Below are 17,258 nucleotides of genomic sequence, written 5' to 3' on the forward strand. Positions count from 1 at the left end.
TCGTCGAGCTGAGCCCGCACGACCACGAGCGGCTCAGCCCCTACTCCGGGCTGCTGGAGCTTCAGCTGGATCGTCGGGTCCGGCTGGGGCTGCACCGGCGGACCGGGCTGCACGGGCTGACCGGGGTGCACGGGCTGACCGGGCTGACCGGGGTGCACGGGCTGACCGGGCTGCTCCGGCTGCCGCCGCCGCTGCTGCCGCGACGGCTGGGACGGCTGGGACGGCTGGGGGGCCTGACGCTGCTGGGGCGGCTGTGCGACCGGCGTCGCACCGGACACCACCACCGGCGGCAGCAGCGCCGTCGCCTCGGCGTCGTCCGCCGCCGGCACCGGCGGCAGCAGGGCGGTCGCGGCCGCGTCGTCGAACGCGGGCACCACCGGCAGCACCGCGGTCGCCGCCGCGTCGTCCGCCGGGTACCCGTACGGCGGCTGGTGGCCCGGCTGCTGCGGCGGGAAGGGCGGCTGCGGCTGCCGCGCCTGCGGCGGGTACGGCTGCTGCGGGTGCTGGGGCCGGTGGGGCGGCTGCGGCCACTCGCCGTAGCCGCCGTGCTGGGGGTGGTTCGGGTTGTTCATGTCCGTCACGCCGCTCAGCCTCCCGCGAACGGGGGAAGGACCTCCACCGTCCCGCCCTCGGTCAGGGCGACGGTCGCGTGGTCGCGGCCGCCCACCTGGGCCCCGTCGACCAGGTACGAGCAGTGCCCGAGCAGCCGGGCGAACGCCGGCCGGTCGGCGTGCCGCTCCCTGGCCGCCGCCAGCGCCTCCGCCAGGGTCGCCGCCTCGTACGGCTCCTCGGCCAGGCCGGCCTCGGACTTCGCCGCCGCCCAGTAGCGGATCGTCCCGCGCACCCGGGCGCCGCTCGCGGGCTCGGTGGTCGCGCCCATCGGGCCACCCCTTCTCGTCGTCCTCGCCCGGTCCCGGTGACCCGGTCCGGCTCGCCACCGCGACCGCCGCCCGATCACTCGAACGATGGACCCGAACAGCGCCTTCGATGTGCGTCCCATGATGGCGTGTCCGCCACCACGAGCGGCAATCGCCCTGGCCGGAGGGGCCCGGCACACGCGCCGCCTCCCACCGGACCGCCGCCGCCGGGAGCCGGACCGGCGCCCGGAGCTGTGTCCATCCTCACCCGGCGCACGCCCGAATTGGGCGAACCGCCGGATTCCCGCACTCCCGGTGGAGGGGGAGGTCGGCTATCCTCGTCCACCAAGAGGGATCCGGGCAGAGTCGCCCCCGGGTCCTTTTGTGCTTTCAGGACGCCAGTACGGACGTCCTTGCGATTCGTCGGCCCACCCCCGGCGCGCCGCAGGGACCGCCCCGCCTGACGCGGCACGACGACGTGTCCCGGCCGGCCGGGGCATCGCCACCGGCACCGGGCCGCCACCCGGTACCGGACCAGACCGGAGGGTTCACGGTGATGAACAGGGCAGCAACGGTGCGCCAGGGGTTGCGGGACCCCCGGCCGAGCCGCCGTCGCGCCCTGCACGCCGTCCGCTCCCCCGGTCCGCCGCGGGCCGCCGTCGTCCTTCCCTCCCCCTCAGCACGTGCGCCATCCGGCTGTGGCGGCAGCCGCTACGCGACCGCGACGACCCGGAAAGGGGACCACCGGGTATGAGTTCTCTCCTCCTCCTCACCAATGCGCTGCAACCCTCCGCCGAGGTGCTGCCGGCCCTCGGACTGCTGCTCCACAACGTCCGGGTGGCGCCCGCCGAGGGCGCGGCCCTGGTGGACACCCCCAGCGCGGACGTCATCCTGGTCGACGGCCGGCGTGACCTGCCGCAGATCCGCAGCCTCTGCCAGCTGCTGCGCTCCACCGGCATCGGCTGCCCACTGATCCTGGTGGTCACCGAGGGCGGCCTGGCCGCCGTCACCGCCGAGTGGGGCATCGACGACGTCCTGCTGGACACCGCCGGCCCGGCCGAAGTCGAGGCCCGGCTGCGGCTCGCGCTCGGCCGCCTCCAGGTGGTCACCGACGACAGCCCGATGGAGATCCGCAACGGCGACCTCTCGGTCGACGAGGCCACCTACTCCGCCAAGCTCAAGGGCCGGGCGCTCGACCTCACCTTCAAGGAGTTCGAGCTGCTCAAGTACCTCGCGCAGCACCCCGGCCGGGTCTTCACCCGGGCGCAGCTGCTCCAGGAGGTCTGGGGCTACGACTACTTCGGCGGCACCCGGACGGTCGACGTGCACGTCCGGCGGCTGCGCGCCAAGCTCGGCGTGGAGCACGAGCAGCTGATCGGCACCGTGCGCAACGTCGGCTACCGCTTCGTCGTGCCGGAGAAGCCCGAGAAGGGCGAACGGCCGGAGCTCGCCCAGCGGCCCGCCGCCGCCCCGCTGGAGGCCTGAGGGGCACCGCCGCGGAGCCGGGCGGGCCGTCCCCCGCCCGGCTTGTCCGGTTCCTCCCGGAGCCGCCCTCCGGCCCGCCGAACGGGGCCCCAGCTCCCCCTGCCGCCCCGGAGGCCACACGCGTAGACTCCCCCCGTGGCCAAAGTGACGCGCGACGATGTAGCCCGACTGGCTGGTACCTCGACCGCGGTCGTCAGCTACGTCATCAACAACGGGCCGCGCCCGGTCGCGCCCGCGACCCGGGAGAAGGTCCTCGCGGCGATCGAGCAGCTCGGCTACCGGCCGAACAGCGTCGCCCAGGCGATGGCCTCCCGGCGCACCAACCTGATCGGCATGGTCGTCCCGGACGCCCGCCAGCCCTTCTTCGCCGAGATGGCGCACGCCGTGGAACGGGCCGCCTCCGAGCGCGGCAAGCTCGTGCTGATCGGCAACTCCGACTACGTGGACGACCGCGAGGTGCACTACGTCCGCGCCTTCCTCGGGATGCGCGTCTCCGGCCTGATCCTGGTCAGCCAGGGCCCCTCGCAGCGCGCCGCCGAGGAGTTCGCCGCGATGGAGGGGGCGAAGGTGGTGCTGCTGCACCGCCGGCCCGAGGCGATCGACGACGTCGCGGTGGTCACCGACGACGTGGCGGGCGCCGAGGCGGTCGTGCGCCACCTGCTGGAGGTGCACGGGCACCCGTACGTGGCCTGCTTCGGCGGCCCGGTCGAATCCCCCGCCCCCGGCGACCCGGTCATCGACCACGTCGAGGGCTGGCAGCGCGCCATGGACGCGCACGGCGTCCCCACCGAACCGCACCTGATCGACGCGCCCTTCCACCGCTACGGCGCCTACGACGTCGCGCTCGGCGTGCTGAGCTCGCCGGACCGGCCGCGGGCGATCTTCTGCTCCACCGACGACCAGGCGATCGGCGTGCTGCGGGCCGCCCGCGAGGTCGGCCTGCGGGTCCCGGAGGACCTCGCGGTGGCCGGCTTCGACGACGTGCCGGAGGCCGCGCTCGCCGACCCGCCGCTGACCACCGTCGCCTCCGACCGCGACGCGATGGCCCGGGCCGCCGTGGACCTGGTGCTGGACGACTCGCTGATGGTGCCCGGCTCGGACACCGAGCGGGTCCGCACCTTCCCGTCCCGGCTGGTCATCCGCCGCTCCTGCGGCTGCCCCGGCGACGCGCCCGGCCGGTCCGTACCGGAGTAGCCGGCTCCGCCTCGACAGGCGGCCTGACCAGGCTTTATGAGAACCCAACGGGCTTCTCTCCCGGTTCTGAGCCGGTTCTCATGAACTCCTCATACGGCGGGCCGAGCGTGGTCGGCATGACCGAACAGCAGCGGTACCCCAGCGAGCAGTACGGCCCGTACGAGCCCCACCCGGCCGGCGGGCAGCACGACCCGCACCAGTCCCACGAGCGGCACGAGCGGCACGACCCGTACCGGGAGCGGGAGCCCCGGGTGATCGAGGGCACCGTGCTCGGCAGCGGCCCGGCCGTCGGCGCCACCGGCCCGGACGGGTCCGGGTACGGCTACCGCGAGGACCACTCCGGCGGCGCCTTCGACGGACCGCCGCCGCCCCCGCCGATCCCGCCCGAGCCGCCCACGCTCCTCGGGCCGCCCTCCCCCGAGGACGGCGGCGACCGAGGCAGCCGGGCCCGGCGCGGACTGCTGCGCGGACGCCTCGCCCTGGTCACCGCCGTCGCCGCGATCGCCGCCGTCCTCGGCGGGGTCACCGGCGGACTGGTCGCCACCGGCCGGCCGAGCCCCGAGAACCGCGTCGGCACCACCGCCAGCCCGGTCTCCGCGCGCTCCGACGGCAGCGCCGACGTGGCCGCCGTCGCCGCCGCCGTCTCGCCCAGCACCGTCGAGATCACCGTCAGGACCGGCAGCGGCACCGCCACCGGCACCGGCGTCGTCCTGAACACCGACGGGCAGATCCTCACCAACTACCACGTGATCGACACCGCGGCCGCCGGCGGCCGGATCACCGTCACCTTCCAGGACGGCTCCACCGCCCAGGCCACCGTCACCGGCACCGACAAGGCCCTCGACGTCGCCGTGATCACCGCGACCGGCGCGAAGAACCTCACCCCCGCCGTCCTCGGCGAATCCTCCACCGTGGCCGTCGGCGACCCGGTCGTCGCCATCGGCAACCCCGACGGCCTCACCGGCACCGTCACCTCCGGCATCATCAGCGCCGAGAACCGCGACGTCACCGTCCAGGTCGACGAGGGCAGCACCAGCGGCAACGGCGGCTTCGGCCTCCCCCGCCTGCCCGGCCTGCGCGCCGCCGCCCCGCAGCCCGACGCCGGCAGCACCACCACCTACAAGGCCTTCCAGACCGACGCCGCGCTCAACCCCGGCAACTCCGGCGGCCCGCTGATCAACGCCTACGGCCAGGTCATCGCCATCAACTCGGCGATGTACGCGCCCGGCGGCTCCGGCTCCTCGGGCAGCGGCGCGGCCGGCAGCGTCGGCCTCGGCTTCGCCATCCCGATCGACGACATCAAGCAGGTCCTGCCGAAACTCGAGGCCGGCCAGAACGTGTGAGCCGTACTCCCTGAGTACTCCATGAGACGGACAATTGCCCCAGCAGGCCCGCCACCCGACGAGAAAGGGCGCCCGCCCATGACCCCGTCCGCCGACGACCGCACCACCGCCGAGGCCGGCCACCCCTCCGCCCGGCTGCTCGTGGTCGACGACGAACCAGCCCTCCGGGACGCCCTGGAGAGCAGCCTGGCCTTCGAGGGCTACGAGGTCGCCACCGCCACCGACGGCTACGAGGCCCTGGAGTCCGTCGAACGCGACCGGCCCGACCTCGTCCTGCTGGACATCATGATGCCCCGGATGGACGGCCTCACCGCCGTCCGCCGGATGCGCTCGCGCGGCGACACCGTCCCGGTGCTGATGCTGACCGCCCGCGACGCCGTCGGCGACCGCGTCACCGGCCTCGACGTCGGCGCCGACGACTACCTCGCCAAGCCCTTCGAGCTCGACGAACTGCTCGCCCGCGTCCGCGCCCTGCTGCGCCGCAACGCCCTCGCCGCCGAGGCCGCCGCCCGCGCCGCCGCCGTCGAGGACGAGAGCGAGGTGCTCGCCTTCGCCGACCTGCGGATGAACACCGCCACCCGCGAGGTCACCCGGGCCGGCCAGCCGATCGAGCTCACCCGCACCGAGTTCATGCTGCTGGAGATGTTCCTCGCCCACCCCCGCCAGGTCCTCACCCGCGAACAGATCCTCAAGGCGGTCTGGGGCTTCGACTTCGAGCCCTCCTCCAACTCCCTGGACGTGTACGTGATGTACCTGCGCCGCAAGACCGAGCAGGGCGGCATGCCCCGGCTGATCCAGACCGTGCGCGGCGTCGGCTACGCCCTGCGCCCGGCCGCCGGCACCAGCGCGTGAACAACGTTCCGCCCCCTCCGCTGGCCCCGCCCCGCACACCCGGCCGCCGGCAGCGCCTGCTCCACTGGTTCCGCTCCCGCTCGCTGCGCAGCCGCCTCACCTTCCTGAGCGCGGCGGCGGTGGCGGTGGCGATCGCGCTGTCGGCGCTGGCGTGCTGGTTCATCGTGGAGAGGCAGCTGTACGACCAGGTGCGGACCGACCTGGCCAATGCGACTCTGCCGCCGCCGCCCCGGTTTCCGGGTGCCCTCCCCTGCTACTCGACCCCGGAACAGGCGCTGGCGAACCAGCCGGCCAGCATCACGCCGGAGAACGGCAGTGCGGTGGCCCGGGACACCCAGTATCTGGTGGCCAATCCGACGGGTGTCTGCCTGCCGCCGAACGCGACCAAGGCCATTGAGGTCGATCCCGGTGACACGGCCGGATTCGCCCTCAAGAACGGCCAGTCGATCATCCGCGATGGCCAGTTCACCGACGGGACCCCGGCGGTCGTCCGGATCTCGCTGACCCGTTCCACATCACGCCCGGCGCTGGTGATGGTGGCCACGTCCACCCGGCCCGTCGAGGACTCCCTCCAGGGCCTCGCCATCCTCCTCGGCTCGGTCTCCGCCGGCGGCATCCTGCTCGCCGCCGTGGCCGGCCGCCTGGTCGCCCGCTCCGCCCTCAAGCCCGTCGACCGACTCACCGACGCCGTCGAGCACATCGCCCGGACCGAGGAGGTCGGCACCACCATCCCGGTCCACGGCGACGACGAGATCGCCCGGCTCTCCACCTCGTTCAACTCCATGAGCACCGCCCTGGCCAACTCCCGCGAGCGGCAGACCCGGCTGATCGCCGACGCCGGGCACGAGCTCCGGACGCCGCTCACCTCCCTGCGCACCAACGTCGACCTGCTGATCCGCAGCAACGACACCGGCCGCCCGCTGCCCGCCGCCACCAGGACCAAGCTGCTCGGCAACATGAAGGCGCAGATGCAGGAGCTCACCGTGCTGATCGGCGACCTGCTCCAGCTCTCCCGCCCGGACACCCCGAAGAGCGGCCCGGCCCCCACCGTGGTCGCCGTGCACGAGATCGCCGGACGGGCCGTCGAGCGGGCGAAGCTCCGCGGCCCCGGGCTGGTCTTCGAGACCGACACCGAGCCCTGGTACGTGCACGGCAACGCGGCCGGGCTGGAACGGGCGGTGATCAACCTGCTGGACAACGCGGTCAAGTACAGCCCGCCCGGCGGCACCATCGACGTCCGGCTGCACCGGGGCGTGCTGACTGTCCGGGACCACGGCCCCGGCATCCCGCCGGACGAACTCCCGTACGTCTTCGACCGGTTCTGGCGCTCGCCCTCCTCGCGCCAGCTGCCCGGCTCCGGCCTCGGGCTGTCGATCGTCGCGCAGAGCGTCCGGGAGGCGGGCGGCGAGGTCACCCTCGGCCCGGCCGCCGACGGCGGCCCGGGCGCGCTGGCCACCGTCCGGCTGCCCGGCGGCCCCGCCCCGGAATGACGGGAGGGGGCGGGTGGGGCGCCCCGACAGCGCCCCACCCGCCCCCTCCCGGGGCCGACTCACGTTCAGTCGATGTCGGCACCCGGGCCGATGATCTTGATCCGGTCCTGCGCCGGGGCCTGCAGCGGCGCGGCCGCCGAGCTGTGGGTGCTCAGGTAGGCCGTGAAGACGTCCAGGTCCGAGGCGCCGACCAGCTTGTCGGTGCCGGCCGCGAAGGCCGGGAAGCCGTCGCCGCCGCCGGCCAGGAACTCGTTGGCCGCGACCCGGTAGGTGGCGGCCGGGTCGACCGGGGCGCCGTTCAGCCGGACCGAGTCCAGGACCACCCGGTCCGCGCCGGCCTTGCGCATGTCCAGGGTGTAGTGCAGGTTCGAGGAGACCTGGAGGATCTTCGGCGCGGCCGCGTTGGAGCCGCTCACCTGCTGCTGGAGCAGCTGGATCAGCTGGGCGCCGGTCAGCGTCTTGACCTGCATCATGTTGGTGAACGGCTGGACGGTGAACGCCTCGCCGTAGGTCACCACGCCGTCGCCCTCGCCGCCCGAGGCCTTGTGGACCAGGTCGGACCGGACGCCGCCGGGGTTCATGAAGGCGACCTGCGCGCCGCCCTTGTCGGCCGGGGCGAGCCCGGCGAGCTGCGCGTCGGCGATCACGTCACCGAGCGGCTTCTCCAGGTCGCTGCTGCCGCGGCCGTTGATGTCCGAGGCGATGTAGCCGACCGGGCGGCCCGAGATCGGGGCGGCCAGCTTGGCGTAGTGGTCGACCAGCGCCGTCAGGTCGGGCGCCTTCTCGACCGTGCGGCGCACCACGTGGTTCTCGGCCTTGACCGAGGGGCGCACGATCTCGCCGGTGGTCCGGTCCAGCTTCATGTTGATCTCGGTGAAGAGCCGGCCGAAGGAGGCGGCGCTGGTCACCGAGCGCGGGACGCCGTTGGGGTCGGGGATGCTGCAGGCGTACGCGTTGTGGGTGTGGCCGGTGACGATGGCGCCGACCGCCGGGTCGATCTTCTTCGCGATGTCGACGATCGGGCCGGAGACGCCCTGGCCGGCCGCGCCGCAGTCGTAGTTGTAGACGCTGCTCGCCGGGTAGCCGCCCTCGTGGATCAGCGCGACGATCGAGTTGACGCCCTTGGCCTTGAGCTCGGCGGCGTACTTGTTGATCGTGCTGACCTCGTTGGCGAACTTCAGGCCCTTGACGCCCTCGGCGGTCACGATGTTCGGCGTGCCCTCCAGGGTGACGCCGATGAAGCCGACCTTCACGCCCTGGGACTTGGTCACCCAGTACGGCGCCAGCAGCGGCTTGCCGGTCTTCTCGTCGGTGACGTTGGCCGACAGGTAGTTGAAGTTGGCGCCCTTGAAGGTGCGGCCGGGCTCGTAGCAGCCGTCGGTCGGGTGGCAGCCGCCCTCCTGCATGCGCAGCAGTTCCCGCGCGCCCTCGTCGAACTCGTGGTTGCCGACCGAGGTGACGTCCAGGCCGAGCTTGTCCATCGCCTCGATGGTCGGCTCGTCGTGGAAGAGCGCCGAGGTGAGCGGGCTGGCGCCGATGATGTCGCCGGCCGCGACGGTGATCGAGTCGTCGGCCGGGACGCGCGCCTTGCGCAGCTCGGTGGCCAGGTACTCGATGCCGCCGGCCGGGGTGGAGACCTCCTTGCCGGTGGCCGGGTCGATCTCCTTGATCGTGCCGGAGTTGCCGGCCGGGGGCTCCAGGTTGCCGTGGAAGTCGTTGATCGCCAGCAGCTGGAGGTTGACGGTCTTGTGGCGCTTGGCGTCGGCGGCCTGGGCGGCCGTCGGCACGGCCACCGTGCCGAACAGACCTGCGGCGGCGACGACGGCGAGCGCCGTCCGTCGGGATCTGACGGTGAGCATGAAGGGTTCCCCTGCACCTTGGAAGGAGCACCGGCTGCGGACAGCGTCGGCGTTCGGGCATGTGTCATGTGTTGCGACTGCGAAGCCTAGGGTCAACGCGCGTAGCTGTCAGGACGTCGAACGTAACGAGAGGATTACCTCCTGACGAACCGTCCCCGTCCGCCGGGTGCGGAGAATGCGGAGGGGCCCGTACGTCCCGGCCCGACGACGCGGCCGCCGCCACCGGGGCACCGGCCCGGACCTCCGGCTCAGACCCCTGGCTCGGCGGCCAACTGCCGTTCCGCGCGCACCCGTTCGGCCACCGCGTCCTCGGTCATCGCGCGGTCGGTGTAGACCAGCGGGCGCTCCGCATCGGTGATGATGTGCTTGACCACCTGGACGTTGCCGTTGACGTCCCAGACCGCGATGCCCGGCGAAAGTGTGGGGATGATCTCCACCGCCCAGCGCGGCAGGCCCAGCACCCGGCCGGTGGCCCGCGCCTCCTCGGCCTTCTGCATGTAGATCGTCCGGGTGGAGGCCATCTTCAGGATCGCCGAGGCCTCCTTGGCCGCCGCGCCGTCCACCACGTCGGACAGGTGGTGGACCACCGCCACGAAGGACAGGCCGAGCCGACGGCCGAACTTCAGCAGCCGCTGGAACAGCTGGGCCACGAACGGGCTGTTGATGATGTGCCAGGCCTCCTCGACCAGGAAGATGCGCTTCTTCCGGTCCGGCCTGATCCAGGTGTGCTCCAGCCACACCCCGACGATCGCCATCAGGATCGGCATCGCGATCGAGTTGCGGTCGATGTGCGAGAGGTCGAAGACGATCAGCGGCGCGTCCAGGTCGATGCCGTCGGTGGTCGACCCGTCGAACATGCCGCGCAGGTCACCGTCGACCAGCCGGTCCAGCACCAGCGCCACGTCCAGGCCCCAGGACTGCACCTCGTCCACCGCCACGCCCAGCGACTCCACCGAGGAGAGCTCGGGGTTGCGCAGGGTGTCGATGATGTCGTCCAGCACCGGCTGGCGGTCCTTCACCGAGGCCACCACATGGGCGTGCGCGGCCTTCAGCGCGAAGCCGGCCCGCTCCTCCAGCCCGCGTCCCATCGCCACCTCGACGATGGTGCGCAGCAGCGACAGCTGGCCGGTCTGGGTGATCGCCGGGTCCAGCGGGTTGAGCTTCACCCCGCCGTCCCGGGCCGCCATCGGGTCCAGCCGGATCGACTTTATGCCCAGCGCGTTCGCGATCAGGTTCCACTCGCCCACGCCGTCCTCGCCCTGCGCGTCCAGCACCACGACCTGGCGGTCGCGGAACCTCAGCTGGCGCAGGACGTAGGTCTTCTCCAGCGCCGACTTGCCGTTGCCGGACTCGCCGAGCACCAGCCAGTGCGGGGCGGGCAGCTGCTGCCCGTACAGCTGGAAGGGGTCGTACACGTACCCCTTGCCGCTGTACACCTCGCGGCCGATGATCACGCCGGAGTCGCCCAGCCCCGGCGCGGCCGTCGGCAGGTAGACGGCCTGCGCCTGGCCGGTGGAGGTGCGCACCGGCAGGCGGGTGGTCTCCACCTTGCCGAACATCAGGCTGGTGAACGCCTCGGTGAGGTTGCCGAGCGCCATGGGCGGCCTCCTGACGGGTCAGCGGTGGACGGGGACGGACGTGCGCGGGGGGCGTGCGCGGGGGACGGGCCCGCTCAGCGGCGGATGCCGGTGGCGAACGGCAGGGTGTTGACGAAGGCCCGGTGGTGCTCGCGGTCGCACCACTCCAGCTTGAGGTAGCTCTTGCCGGCCGAGGCCCGGATGGTCCGCTTGTCGCGGGCCAGCGCGTCGGGGTTGCGCGAGGAGACCGTGATGTAGCCGACCAGGTTCACCCCGGCCGCGCCGGAGGCCAGGTCGTCGCCGCGCTGGTCCACCCGGCCGGTGTGGGCCAGGTCGCGCGGGTCGACCGTGCGGTTCATCTTCGCCGCGCGGCTGGCCTCGGCCTCGTCGTTGGTCTTCTCGGTCAGCATCCGCTCGATCGCGACGTCGGTGGGCTCCAGGTCCATCGTCACCGCGACCGTCCGGATCACGTCCGGGGTGTGCACCAGCAGCGGCGCCAGGAAGTTGACGCCCACCGGGGTGAGCGGCCACTCCTTGATCCACGCGGTGGCGTGGCACCACGGCTCCCGGGTCGCCGACTCCCGGGTCTTCGCCTGCAGGTACTGCGGGTCGGTCGCGTCCAGCTCGGCCGGCCAGGCGTTGCGCCGGGACATCGCCTGGATGTGGTCGATCGGGTGGTCCGGGTCGTACATCGAGTGCAGCAGCGAGGAGAGCCGGGCCTGGCCCAGCGGCTGGCGCACCCGGATGTCCGCCTCGGCCAGCCGGGCGCAGATGTCGGTCAGCTCGCGCGCCATCACGGCCGCCAGCCCCTCGTCGTCCCGCGCCCGCCGCCCGGTGGCCGTCCGGCCCATCGCGTGCGCCTCGGCCGCCAGGTCACGGGTGTAGTGCATGCAGGCCACCAGGTACGCCCGGTGCTGCTCCGAGGAGGTCGACACCATCGACTGGAGCTGGTCGTACGACTCCTGCAGCCAGCGCGGCGAGGACGGGTCGCCGCGCCGCTCGACGTCCTTGGCGTGCGCGTCCGGGTCGGCCGGCAGGGTCCGGGCCAGGATCTGCAGCCGGGTCACGAAGCCGTCCCCGTTGGCGACGTGCTTCAGCAGCGTCCCGAACCGGTCGACCAGGGCCTCCTGGTCCTCCGAGTCGCGCAGGCCGACGCCCGGGCCCTCGATCTCGATCGCGGCCGTCACCGTGCGCCGCTCCAGGTGCATCAGCACCCCGACCTCGTCCGGCCCGAACGGCGCCGTCAGCCAGCGCAGCCGCCCCACCCCGGGCGGCGGGCCGACCTCCACCTCCCGGCCGTCCAGCCGGGTGCCGGCGTCCATCACGTCCGAACGCCACACCGCCCGCCCGCTGCGGACCGTCCGGCGGTAGGTGCGGTTGATCTCCACCCACTTGTAGAACGTCCGCTTGCGGTACGGCACGTACACCGCCGCGATGGCGAGCGCCGGCAGACCGACCAGACCGCCGATCCGCAGCGGCAGGACCGGCATCAGCAGGCCCCAGAGCATGCCGAGGAAGGCCCCGAAGATGATCAGCATGATCTCGCCGGACTCCCGGTTCCGGCCGATCGGCGCGTTCGGGCGGGCCTTGCCGATCAGGTAGGTGCGGCGCTGGTGCACGTACGGCTGGGCGTACTGGGCACCGTACTGGCCGAGCGGTTCGCTGCTCACTTACCCGTCACCCTCCCTTCGCTGGATTGCTGTCGCGGATCGGAACCGGGGCCTGCGGCGGCCCGCCCTGCGGCGGCGGGGCCGGCGTCCGGCCGGCGTGGGCGGCGATGCCCGGCGCGACCGAACCGCCGCCCGCGCCCCCGCCGCCACCCGTCCCGGCCGCCTGCGGACCACGGTCGCCGTGGGTGGTGATGCCCTGCTTCATCAGGTTCGCGGTGCCGTTGATCATCGCCGAACCGGCCTGCACGGCGTTGGCCCGGGCCCCGCGCAGGTTCAGCATCTCGTCGCCGAAGCCCGGCACGAAGCGGTAGACCGCGGCGCTCGCGAAGATCGACAGGAACAGGATCGCCAGCCCGGACAGCACCCGGGCGAAGTCGTCGTCGGCCCCGGCCCCGGTCGCCACCGCGCCCGCCAGGCCCAGGATGACGACGATGATCGGCTTCGCCAGGTCCACCGCCAGCATCACCCCCGCCCAGCGCCGCACGTGCTTCCACAGCTGCCGGTCCACCAGCCCCGCGTACACCGCCGTACCCAGCAGCGCGCCGACGTACAGCATCGCCGCCCGGATCAGCAGCTCGATCCAGAGCACCGCCGCCGCCAGCACCGCGACCAGCGACACGATCACCAGGATCAGCGGGCCGCCGCCCACATCGCCCTTCTCCAGCGTGTCGGCGAACCCGCCCAGGTACGACCCGGTGTCCGTCTTCGTCCCGACCGCTATCGCCTTGGTCAGCCCGTCCGTCACGCTCACCACGGTGTACAGGATCAACGGCGTGAACGCGGACGCCACCACCGTCAGCCACAGGAAGCCGATCGCCTCCGAGAACGCCGTCGCCAGCGGCGCCCCCCGCACCGCCCGCTTCGACACGGCGAGCAGCCACAGCACCAGCGTGATCACCGTCGACACGGCGAACACCACGGCGTACTGCTGCAGGAACGACGCATTGGTGAAGTCCACCTGCGTCGTCCCGTCGATCGCCCCCGACAGCTTCCGCACCACCCACGCCGCGGCCTGCGCACAGCTCTTGGCCAACGACCCGAGCGGGTCGGTCACGGCCCCGACGGTGCCGCTGCCGGGGATGACGACGGCGCCGTCGGGAGCACAGCCCGCGTTACTGCCAGGGATCGGAAGATCGACCTTCTGGCAGGTCGGAGTAGCCGTCGGCGACGGCTCTGCGAACACCCGCTGGGCCGCCGACAGCGCCGCCACCTGCAAGGTGGCCAGTACGCCGACAAAGATGCCCACCCGGCGTCGTGCACCGGAGCGGCGTGAGATCTGGTCAACGGGCAAAGCGGAACCCCCCGAACTGCTGGACGGCGCCGGTGATCTCATCGGCGGTGGCGGCCTGCTGGTCTGCGGGCACCGGCGCGGGGCCCTGCCTGCTGCTGTAGTCGGTGAGCTTCCAGTCGCCACCCGTCCAGTGCAGCGAGAGCGTGAGGGTGAACCAGTTGGTGGTCACCGGCTGGACGGAGCGCTCGCCGGCGAGGCCGGTGAGGCCGGTGCACCACACCTCGACCTTGGCATCGCCGTCGCTGTAGCCCGTCGACCTGGCACCGACCGGGACGGTGCGGCTGACGAAGGTGAGGCCCTTGGGTGCGCGGCCCTGGGTGTCGAGGCCGTAGCGGGTGGCGGTGTCACCGCCGAAGCCCTGGTCCAGACGGCCCTGGAGCCCCGCCACGGCGCCCGGGTCGGCGATGGTGGCGACGATGCCGTGGCGGCTGTCGGTGCGGAACATGTCCGCGGAGCCGAGCGCCACCGCGTAGTTGGTGGCGGCCGACTGGGCGCCCGGTTCGGTGTGCGGGTAGCCGGTCGGGATGCCGTTGGCGGTGGTGCCGACGGGCTGGTCGCCGCTGGGGGCCGGGCCGGCGCCGGAGGCGGCGCGGTCGGCCGAGGCGCCACCGCCGCCCGTGCCGCCCGTGCCGGGCGTGGCGCGGTTGGCTATGGCGACGGCCACCACGAGCAGGGTGACGACCACCAGGACGGCCAGCAGAGCGCGCAACGGGCGGGTCTGACGGTGGTTCGGCTGGGCGGAGGATTGTTCGCCGACCGGCAGGCGCGTACGGGTGCGCGGCTGGTCGTCGGACAACGGCACGGCGGCCCTCCTGGTGCGGGGAGCCGGGGCGGCTCCGGGGGCCCTCCGCCCGGGGGGCGGGCGCGGACGGAGGGTGGGAACGGGGGTGGACTCCTGGCGGGCCGGCCGTCGTAGGGGTCCGGACGGGGAACCGGTCTCAGGCAGGTCGGACTACTGCTGTCCGATCGTCAGATCGCCATTCCGTAGACAATGGTGAACAGGGTGCCGAGCGATCCGATGATGAACACGCCGGTCAGCCCGGCGACGATCAGCCCCTTGCCCTGTTCGGCGCCGAAGCTGTCGCGCATCGCGGTCGCTCCGATCCGCTGCTTGGCCGCACCCCAGACCGCGATGCCGAGGCAGATGAGGATGGCGACGGCCATGATGACCTCGACCATCACCCGGGCCTCGGACCCGAGGGTCGCGAACGGGCCCCAGTCCGGGGCGATCCCGCCGATGATGGTGTCGATGTTCGGCTTCTTGGGGGGGTCCTCGGCCAGGTGGCCGACCGCATTGGTGTGCACGCTGCTCAGGTTCATTTCCATCTCACCGCCCGATCAGGCAAATTCAAGGGCCCGGACCCGGCCCGCGCGAAGGGTCGGTACCTATTCTTGGCCAGATCTGATGTCGACTTGGCTACTTCTCGCGGATTGGTCGTGAGGCATCGGACACGTACGCGAGGATGTACACCGTACGAAGGATAGCGCTCACTGTTCGTATCTCTGATGATTGCGGTGAGCAACGCCTTCCGGGACACTTCGACTGACGATTCGTCGGGATGGTGCTGATGGTACTCCGGAAGGCCGGGACGGCCGCCGCCGCTGCGGGAGTTGTTGCGCTCGGGTTCATCGGGCTGGTGACGATGGGGACTTATGCGGCAAGTGGGATGCCGCAGCAGTCGGCGAATCGTTCCGCCCTCTCCCCCGGAACGGTCCCCGCGGCCTACCAGGACCCGATCCAGCGGTGGGGCTCGCTCTGCCCCGAGATCTCCCCGCCGATGCTCGCCGCGCAGCTGTACCAGGAGAGCGGTTTCGACCCCAAGGCGCGCTCCGGGGTCGGCGCGCAGGGGATGGCGCAGTTCATGCCGGGCACCTGGACCTCGTACGCCACCGACGGCAGCGGGGACGGCCGGGCGGACGTCTGGGACCCGCTGGACGCGATCGCCTCGGCGGCGACCTACGACTGCGCGATCGCCAAGACGGTCGCGAAGGTCCCGGGCGACCCGCAGGCCAACATGCTGGCCGCCTACAACGCCGGCGAGGGAGCGGTCCAGAAGTACAACGGCGTGCCGCCGTACAAGGAGACCCAGGGCTACGTGCGGAACATCCAGGCGATGGCCCGCAGCTTCACCGCGCCGGCCTCGCCGACCGCGCCGGTGGAGGTGTCCGCGCAGTCGTCGGCCGCGATCTACTTCGCACAGACCAAGCTCGGCACCCCGTACCTGTGGGGCGGCGAGGGGCTGCCCTCGCAGAACGGGCGGTTCGACTGCTCGGGCCTGACCCAGGCCGCGTTCGCCAGCGTGGGCATCACCCTGCCCCGGGTGGCCAACGACCAGTGGTACGCCGGGCCGCACCCGTCGCGCGACCAGCTGCGGCCGGGCGACCTGGTGTTCTGGGCGACGGACCTGAGCGATCCGCGGAGCATCCACCACGTCGGGATCTACGTCGGCGGCGGGTACATGATCAACGCCCCGCACACCGGCGCGGTGATCCGCTACGACAAGATCGACACCCGGGAGTACATCGGCGCGACCCGGGTCACCTCGGACGGCGCCCAGGCGCTGCCGACCCGCAACAACGACGGCGCGGTCAACGCCCCCAGCCGTCCGGCCGGGACTGGCGGGACGAGCGGGACGACCGGAACAGGCGGGACGAGCGGGACGGAGCCCACCACCCCCGCGGGGAGCCAGGGCGGCGCCCCGGCGCCCCCCGCCCGGACCGCGGTCGCCGCCGCCCCGCCCGCGCCCGCCGGACCGTCCCCCGCCGGCGGGGGACGGTAGGCCCGGGACGGCTGGGACCGCCGGGACCTGTGTGCGCACTGTGGACGCTGAGTCAAGTTTCGATAACCGCGCGTTTCCGTGGAACGCTGTGCCCCGGAAATGACGTTTCCTCCGGTGGCCCCTCGTCAGCTTCCCGCGCCGGGCGGGCCCCGGCCACGACGACCAGGTGCAGCGGACCAGAAGGAGGTGCGGCGTGTCGACGCCGCTTGCCGACACGACCAACCCCGACCTCGACCTGCTCTACGCCGTCAACGGCCTGGCCAAGCGCTCCCCGCAGTGGCTGGACCACCTGGTCTCGTGGATCGGCGAGTACGGCATCCTGATCGGCCTGGCGATGCTCGGTCTGGTGGCCTGGCTCCAGGCCAGACGCCGGCCGGACGCGCCGGTGGCGATGGCCGGGCTGCTCTGGGTGCCGCTCTCGGTGGCCGTCGCCGAGCTGGCCAACCTGCCGATCGCCGCGATCGTGAACCGCCCGCGCCCCTTCGTCGACCATCCCGGGCTGCTGGTGCTGGTGGAGGGCAAGGAGGGCACCCACTCCTTCGTCAGCGACCACTCGACCATGACCATGGGCGTCGCGGTGGCGCTGTTCCTGGTGAACCGCAGGCTGGGCTGGATCGCCGGCGGCCTGGCGGTCCTCCAGGGCTTCTGCCGGATGTTCATGGGCGTCCACTACCCGACCGACGTGATCGGCGGCTTCGCGCTCGCCGTCGCCGTGGTGCTGCTGCTGGCGCCGATCGCGATGGCGGTGCTGGTGCCGTTCTGCCTGGTGAGCGGGTAGACCAGCTTCTCCTCGATCTGACCACCCGTCAGGTAACGTTCGGCGATCGAGCGCGCGATGGACCGGCCGTGCCGGGCGCTGT

14 protein-coding genes and 1 pseudogene are annotated in these 17,258 nt (G+C 72.8%); 7 read left to right on the plus strand and 8 right to left on the minus strand.

What is annotated here, in order from left to right:
- Positions 1-581, minus strand: a pseudogene (locus ABZW03_RS21135) (hypothetical protein); the annotation flags it as partial.
- Between the two features lie 5 nt (positions 582-586).
- Positions 587-880 (minus strand): MoaD/ThiS family protein, encoded by a 294-nt coding sequence (locus ABZW03_RS21140; protein WP_355260281.1) that lies wholly within the window; start codon positions 878-880, stop codon positions 587-589.
- Positions 881-1,607: 727 nt separating this feature from the next.
- On the opposite strand from ABZW03_RS21140, the gene ABZW03_RS21145 reads away from it, so the two are divergent.
- The 5 genes from ABZW03_RS21145 to ABZW03_RS21165 all read left to right on the plus strand — a co-directional run bounded on the left by ABZW03_RS21145 (position 1,608) and on the right by ABZW03_RS21165 (position 7,221).
- Positions 1,608-2,342, plus strand: coding sequence for a response regulator transcription factor (locus ABZW03_RS21145; protein ID WP_355260283.1), 735 nt, complete (start codon positions 1,608-1,610; stop codon positions 2,340-2,342).
- A 135-nt stretch (positions 2,343-2,477) separates the two neighbouring features.
- A complete protein-coding gene (locus ABZW03_RS21150) occupies positions 2,478-3,536 on the plus strand; it encodes a LacI family DNA-binding transcriptional regulator (protein WP_355260285.1) in 1,059 nt (352 codons plus the stop codon).
- A gap of 116 nt (positions 3,537-3,652) precedes the next feature.
- Complete coding sequence (locus tag ABZW03_RS21155; protein ID WP_355260288.1) at positions 3,653-4,879, plus strand: trypsin-like peptidase domain-containing protein; 1,227 nt, start codon at positions 3,653-3,655, stop codon at positions 4,877-4,879.
- A 78-nt stretch (positions 4,880-4,957) separates the two neighbouring features.
- Complete coding sequence (locus tag ABZW03_RS21160; RefSeq protein WP_355260291.1) at positions 4,958-5,731, plus strand: response regulator transcription factor; 774 nt, start codon at positions 4,958-4,960, stop codon at positions 5,729-5,731.
- A complete protein-coding gene (locus ABZW03_RS21165) occupies positions 5,728-7,221 on the plus strand; it encodes a HAMP domain-containing sensor histidine kinase (RefSeq protein WP_355260294.1) in 1,494 nt (497 codons plus the stop codon). Before ABZW03_RS21160 ends, ABZW03_RS21165 begins: the two co-directional genes overlap by 4 nt.
- Before the next feature lie 65 nt (positions 7,222-7,286).
- Here the strand turns inward: ABZW03_RS21165 and ABZW03_RS21170 are convergent, their stop codons facing one another.
- From ABZW03_RS21170 to ABZW03_RS21195, 6 genes are all read right to left on the minus strand, one after another.
- On the minus strand, positions 7,287-9,080 hold the full coding sequence (locus ABZW03_RS21170) for a bifunctional metallophosphatase/5'-nucleotidase (RefSeq protein ID WP_355260297.1): 1,794 nt from the start codon (positions 9,078-9,080) through the stop codon (positions 7,287-7,289).
- A 248-nt stretch (positions 9,081-9,328) separates the two neighbouring features.
- Positions 9,329-10,678: an ATP-binding protein gene (locus tag ABZW03_RS21175; RefSeq protein WP_355260300.1), complete on the minus strand. Its 1,350-nt coding sequence runs from the start codon at positions 10,676-10,678 to the stop codon at positions 9,329-9,331.
- Positions 10,679-10,752: 74 nt separating this feature from the next.
- Positions 10,753-12,327, minus strand: a complete 1,575-nt coding sequence (locus ABZW03_RS21180; protein WP_355260303.1) for an SCO6880 family protein — start codon at positions 12,325-12,327, stop codon at positions 10,753-10,755.
- Between the two features lie 7 nt (positions 12,328-12,334).
- Positions 12,335-13,381: a hypothetical protein gene (locus tag ABZW03_RS21185; RefSeq protein ID WP_355260306.1), complete on the minus strand. Its 1,047-nt coding sequence runs from the start codon at positions 13,379-13,381 to the stop codon at positions 12,335-12,337.
- A 226-nt stretch (positions 13,382-13,607) separates the two neighbouring features.
- Positions 13,608-14,420 (minus strand): hypothetical protein, encoded by an 813-nt coding sequence (locus tag ABZW03_RS21190; protein ID WP_355260309.1) that lies wholly within the window; start codon positions 14,418-14,420, stop codon positions 13,608-13,610.
- 167 nt (positions 14,421-14,587) lie between these two features.
- Positions 14,588-14,938 (minus strand): hypothetical protein, encoded by a 351-nt coding sequence (locus ABZW03_RS21195; protein ID WP_355260312.1) that lies wholly within the window; start codon positions 14,936-14,938, stop codon positions 14,588-14,590.
- A gap of 248 nt (positions 14,939-15,186) precedes the next feature.
- On the opposite strand from ABZW03_RS21195, the gene ABZW03_RS21200 reads away from it, so the two are divergent.
- Together ABZW03_RS21200 and ABZW03_RS21205 are read left to right on the plus strand one after the other, a co-directional pair.
- Positions 15,187-16,398, plus strand: coding sequence for a bifunctional lytic transglycosylase/C40 family peptidase (locus tag ABZW03_RS21200; protein ID WP_355260317.1), 1,212 nt, complete (start codon positions 15,187-15,189; stop codon positions 16,396-16,398).
- A gap of 193 nt (positions 16,399-16,591) precedes the next feature.
- On the plus strand, positions 16,592-17,176 hold the full coding sequence (locus tag ABZW03_RS21205) for a phosphatase PAP2 family protein (protein ID WP_355260314.1): 585 nt from the start codon (positions 16,592-16,594) through the stop codon (positions 17,174-17,176).
- Positions 17,177-17,258: the final 82 nt, after the last annotated feature.

This window comes from Kitasatospora sp. NPDC004799 (assembly GCF_040609095.1).
Taxonomy (GTDB): Bacteria; Actinomycetota; Actinomycetes; order Streptomycetales; family Streptomycetaceae; genus Kitasatospora.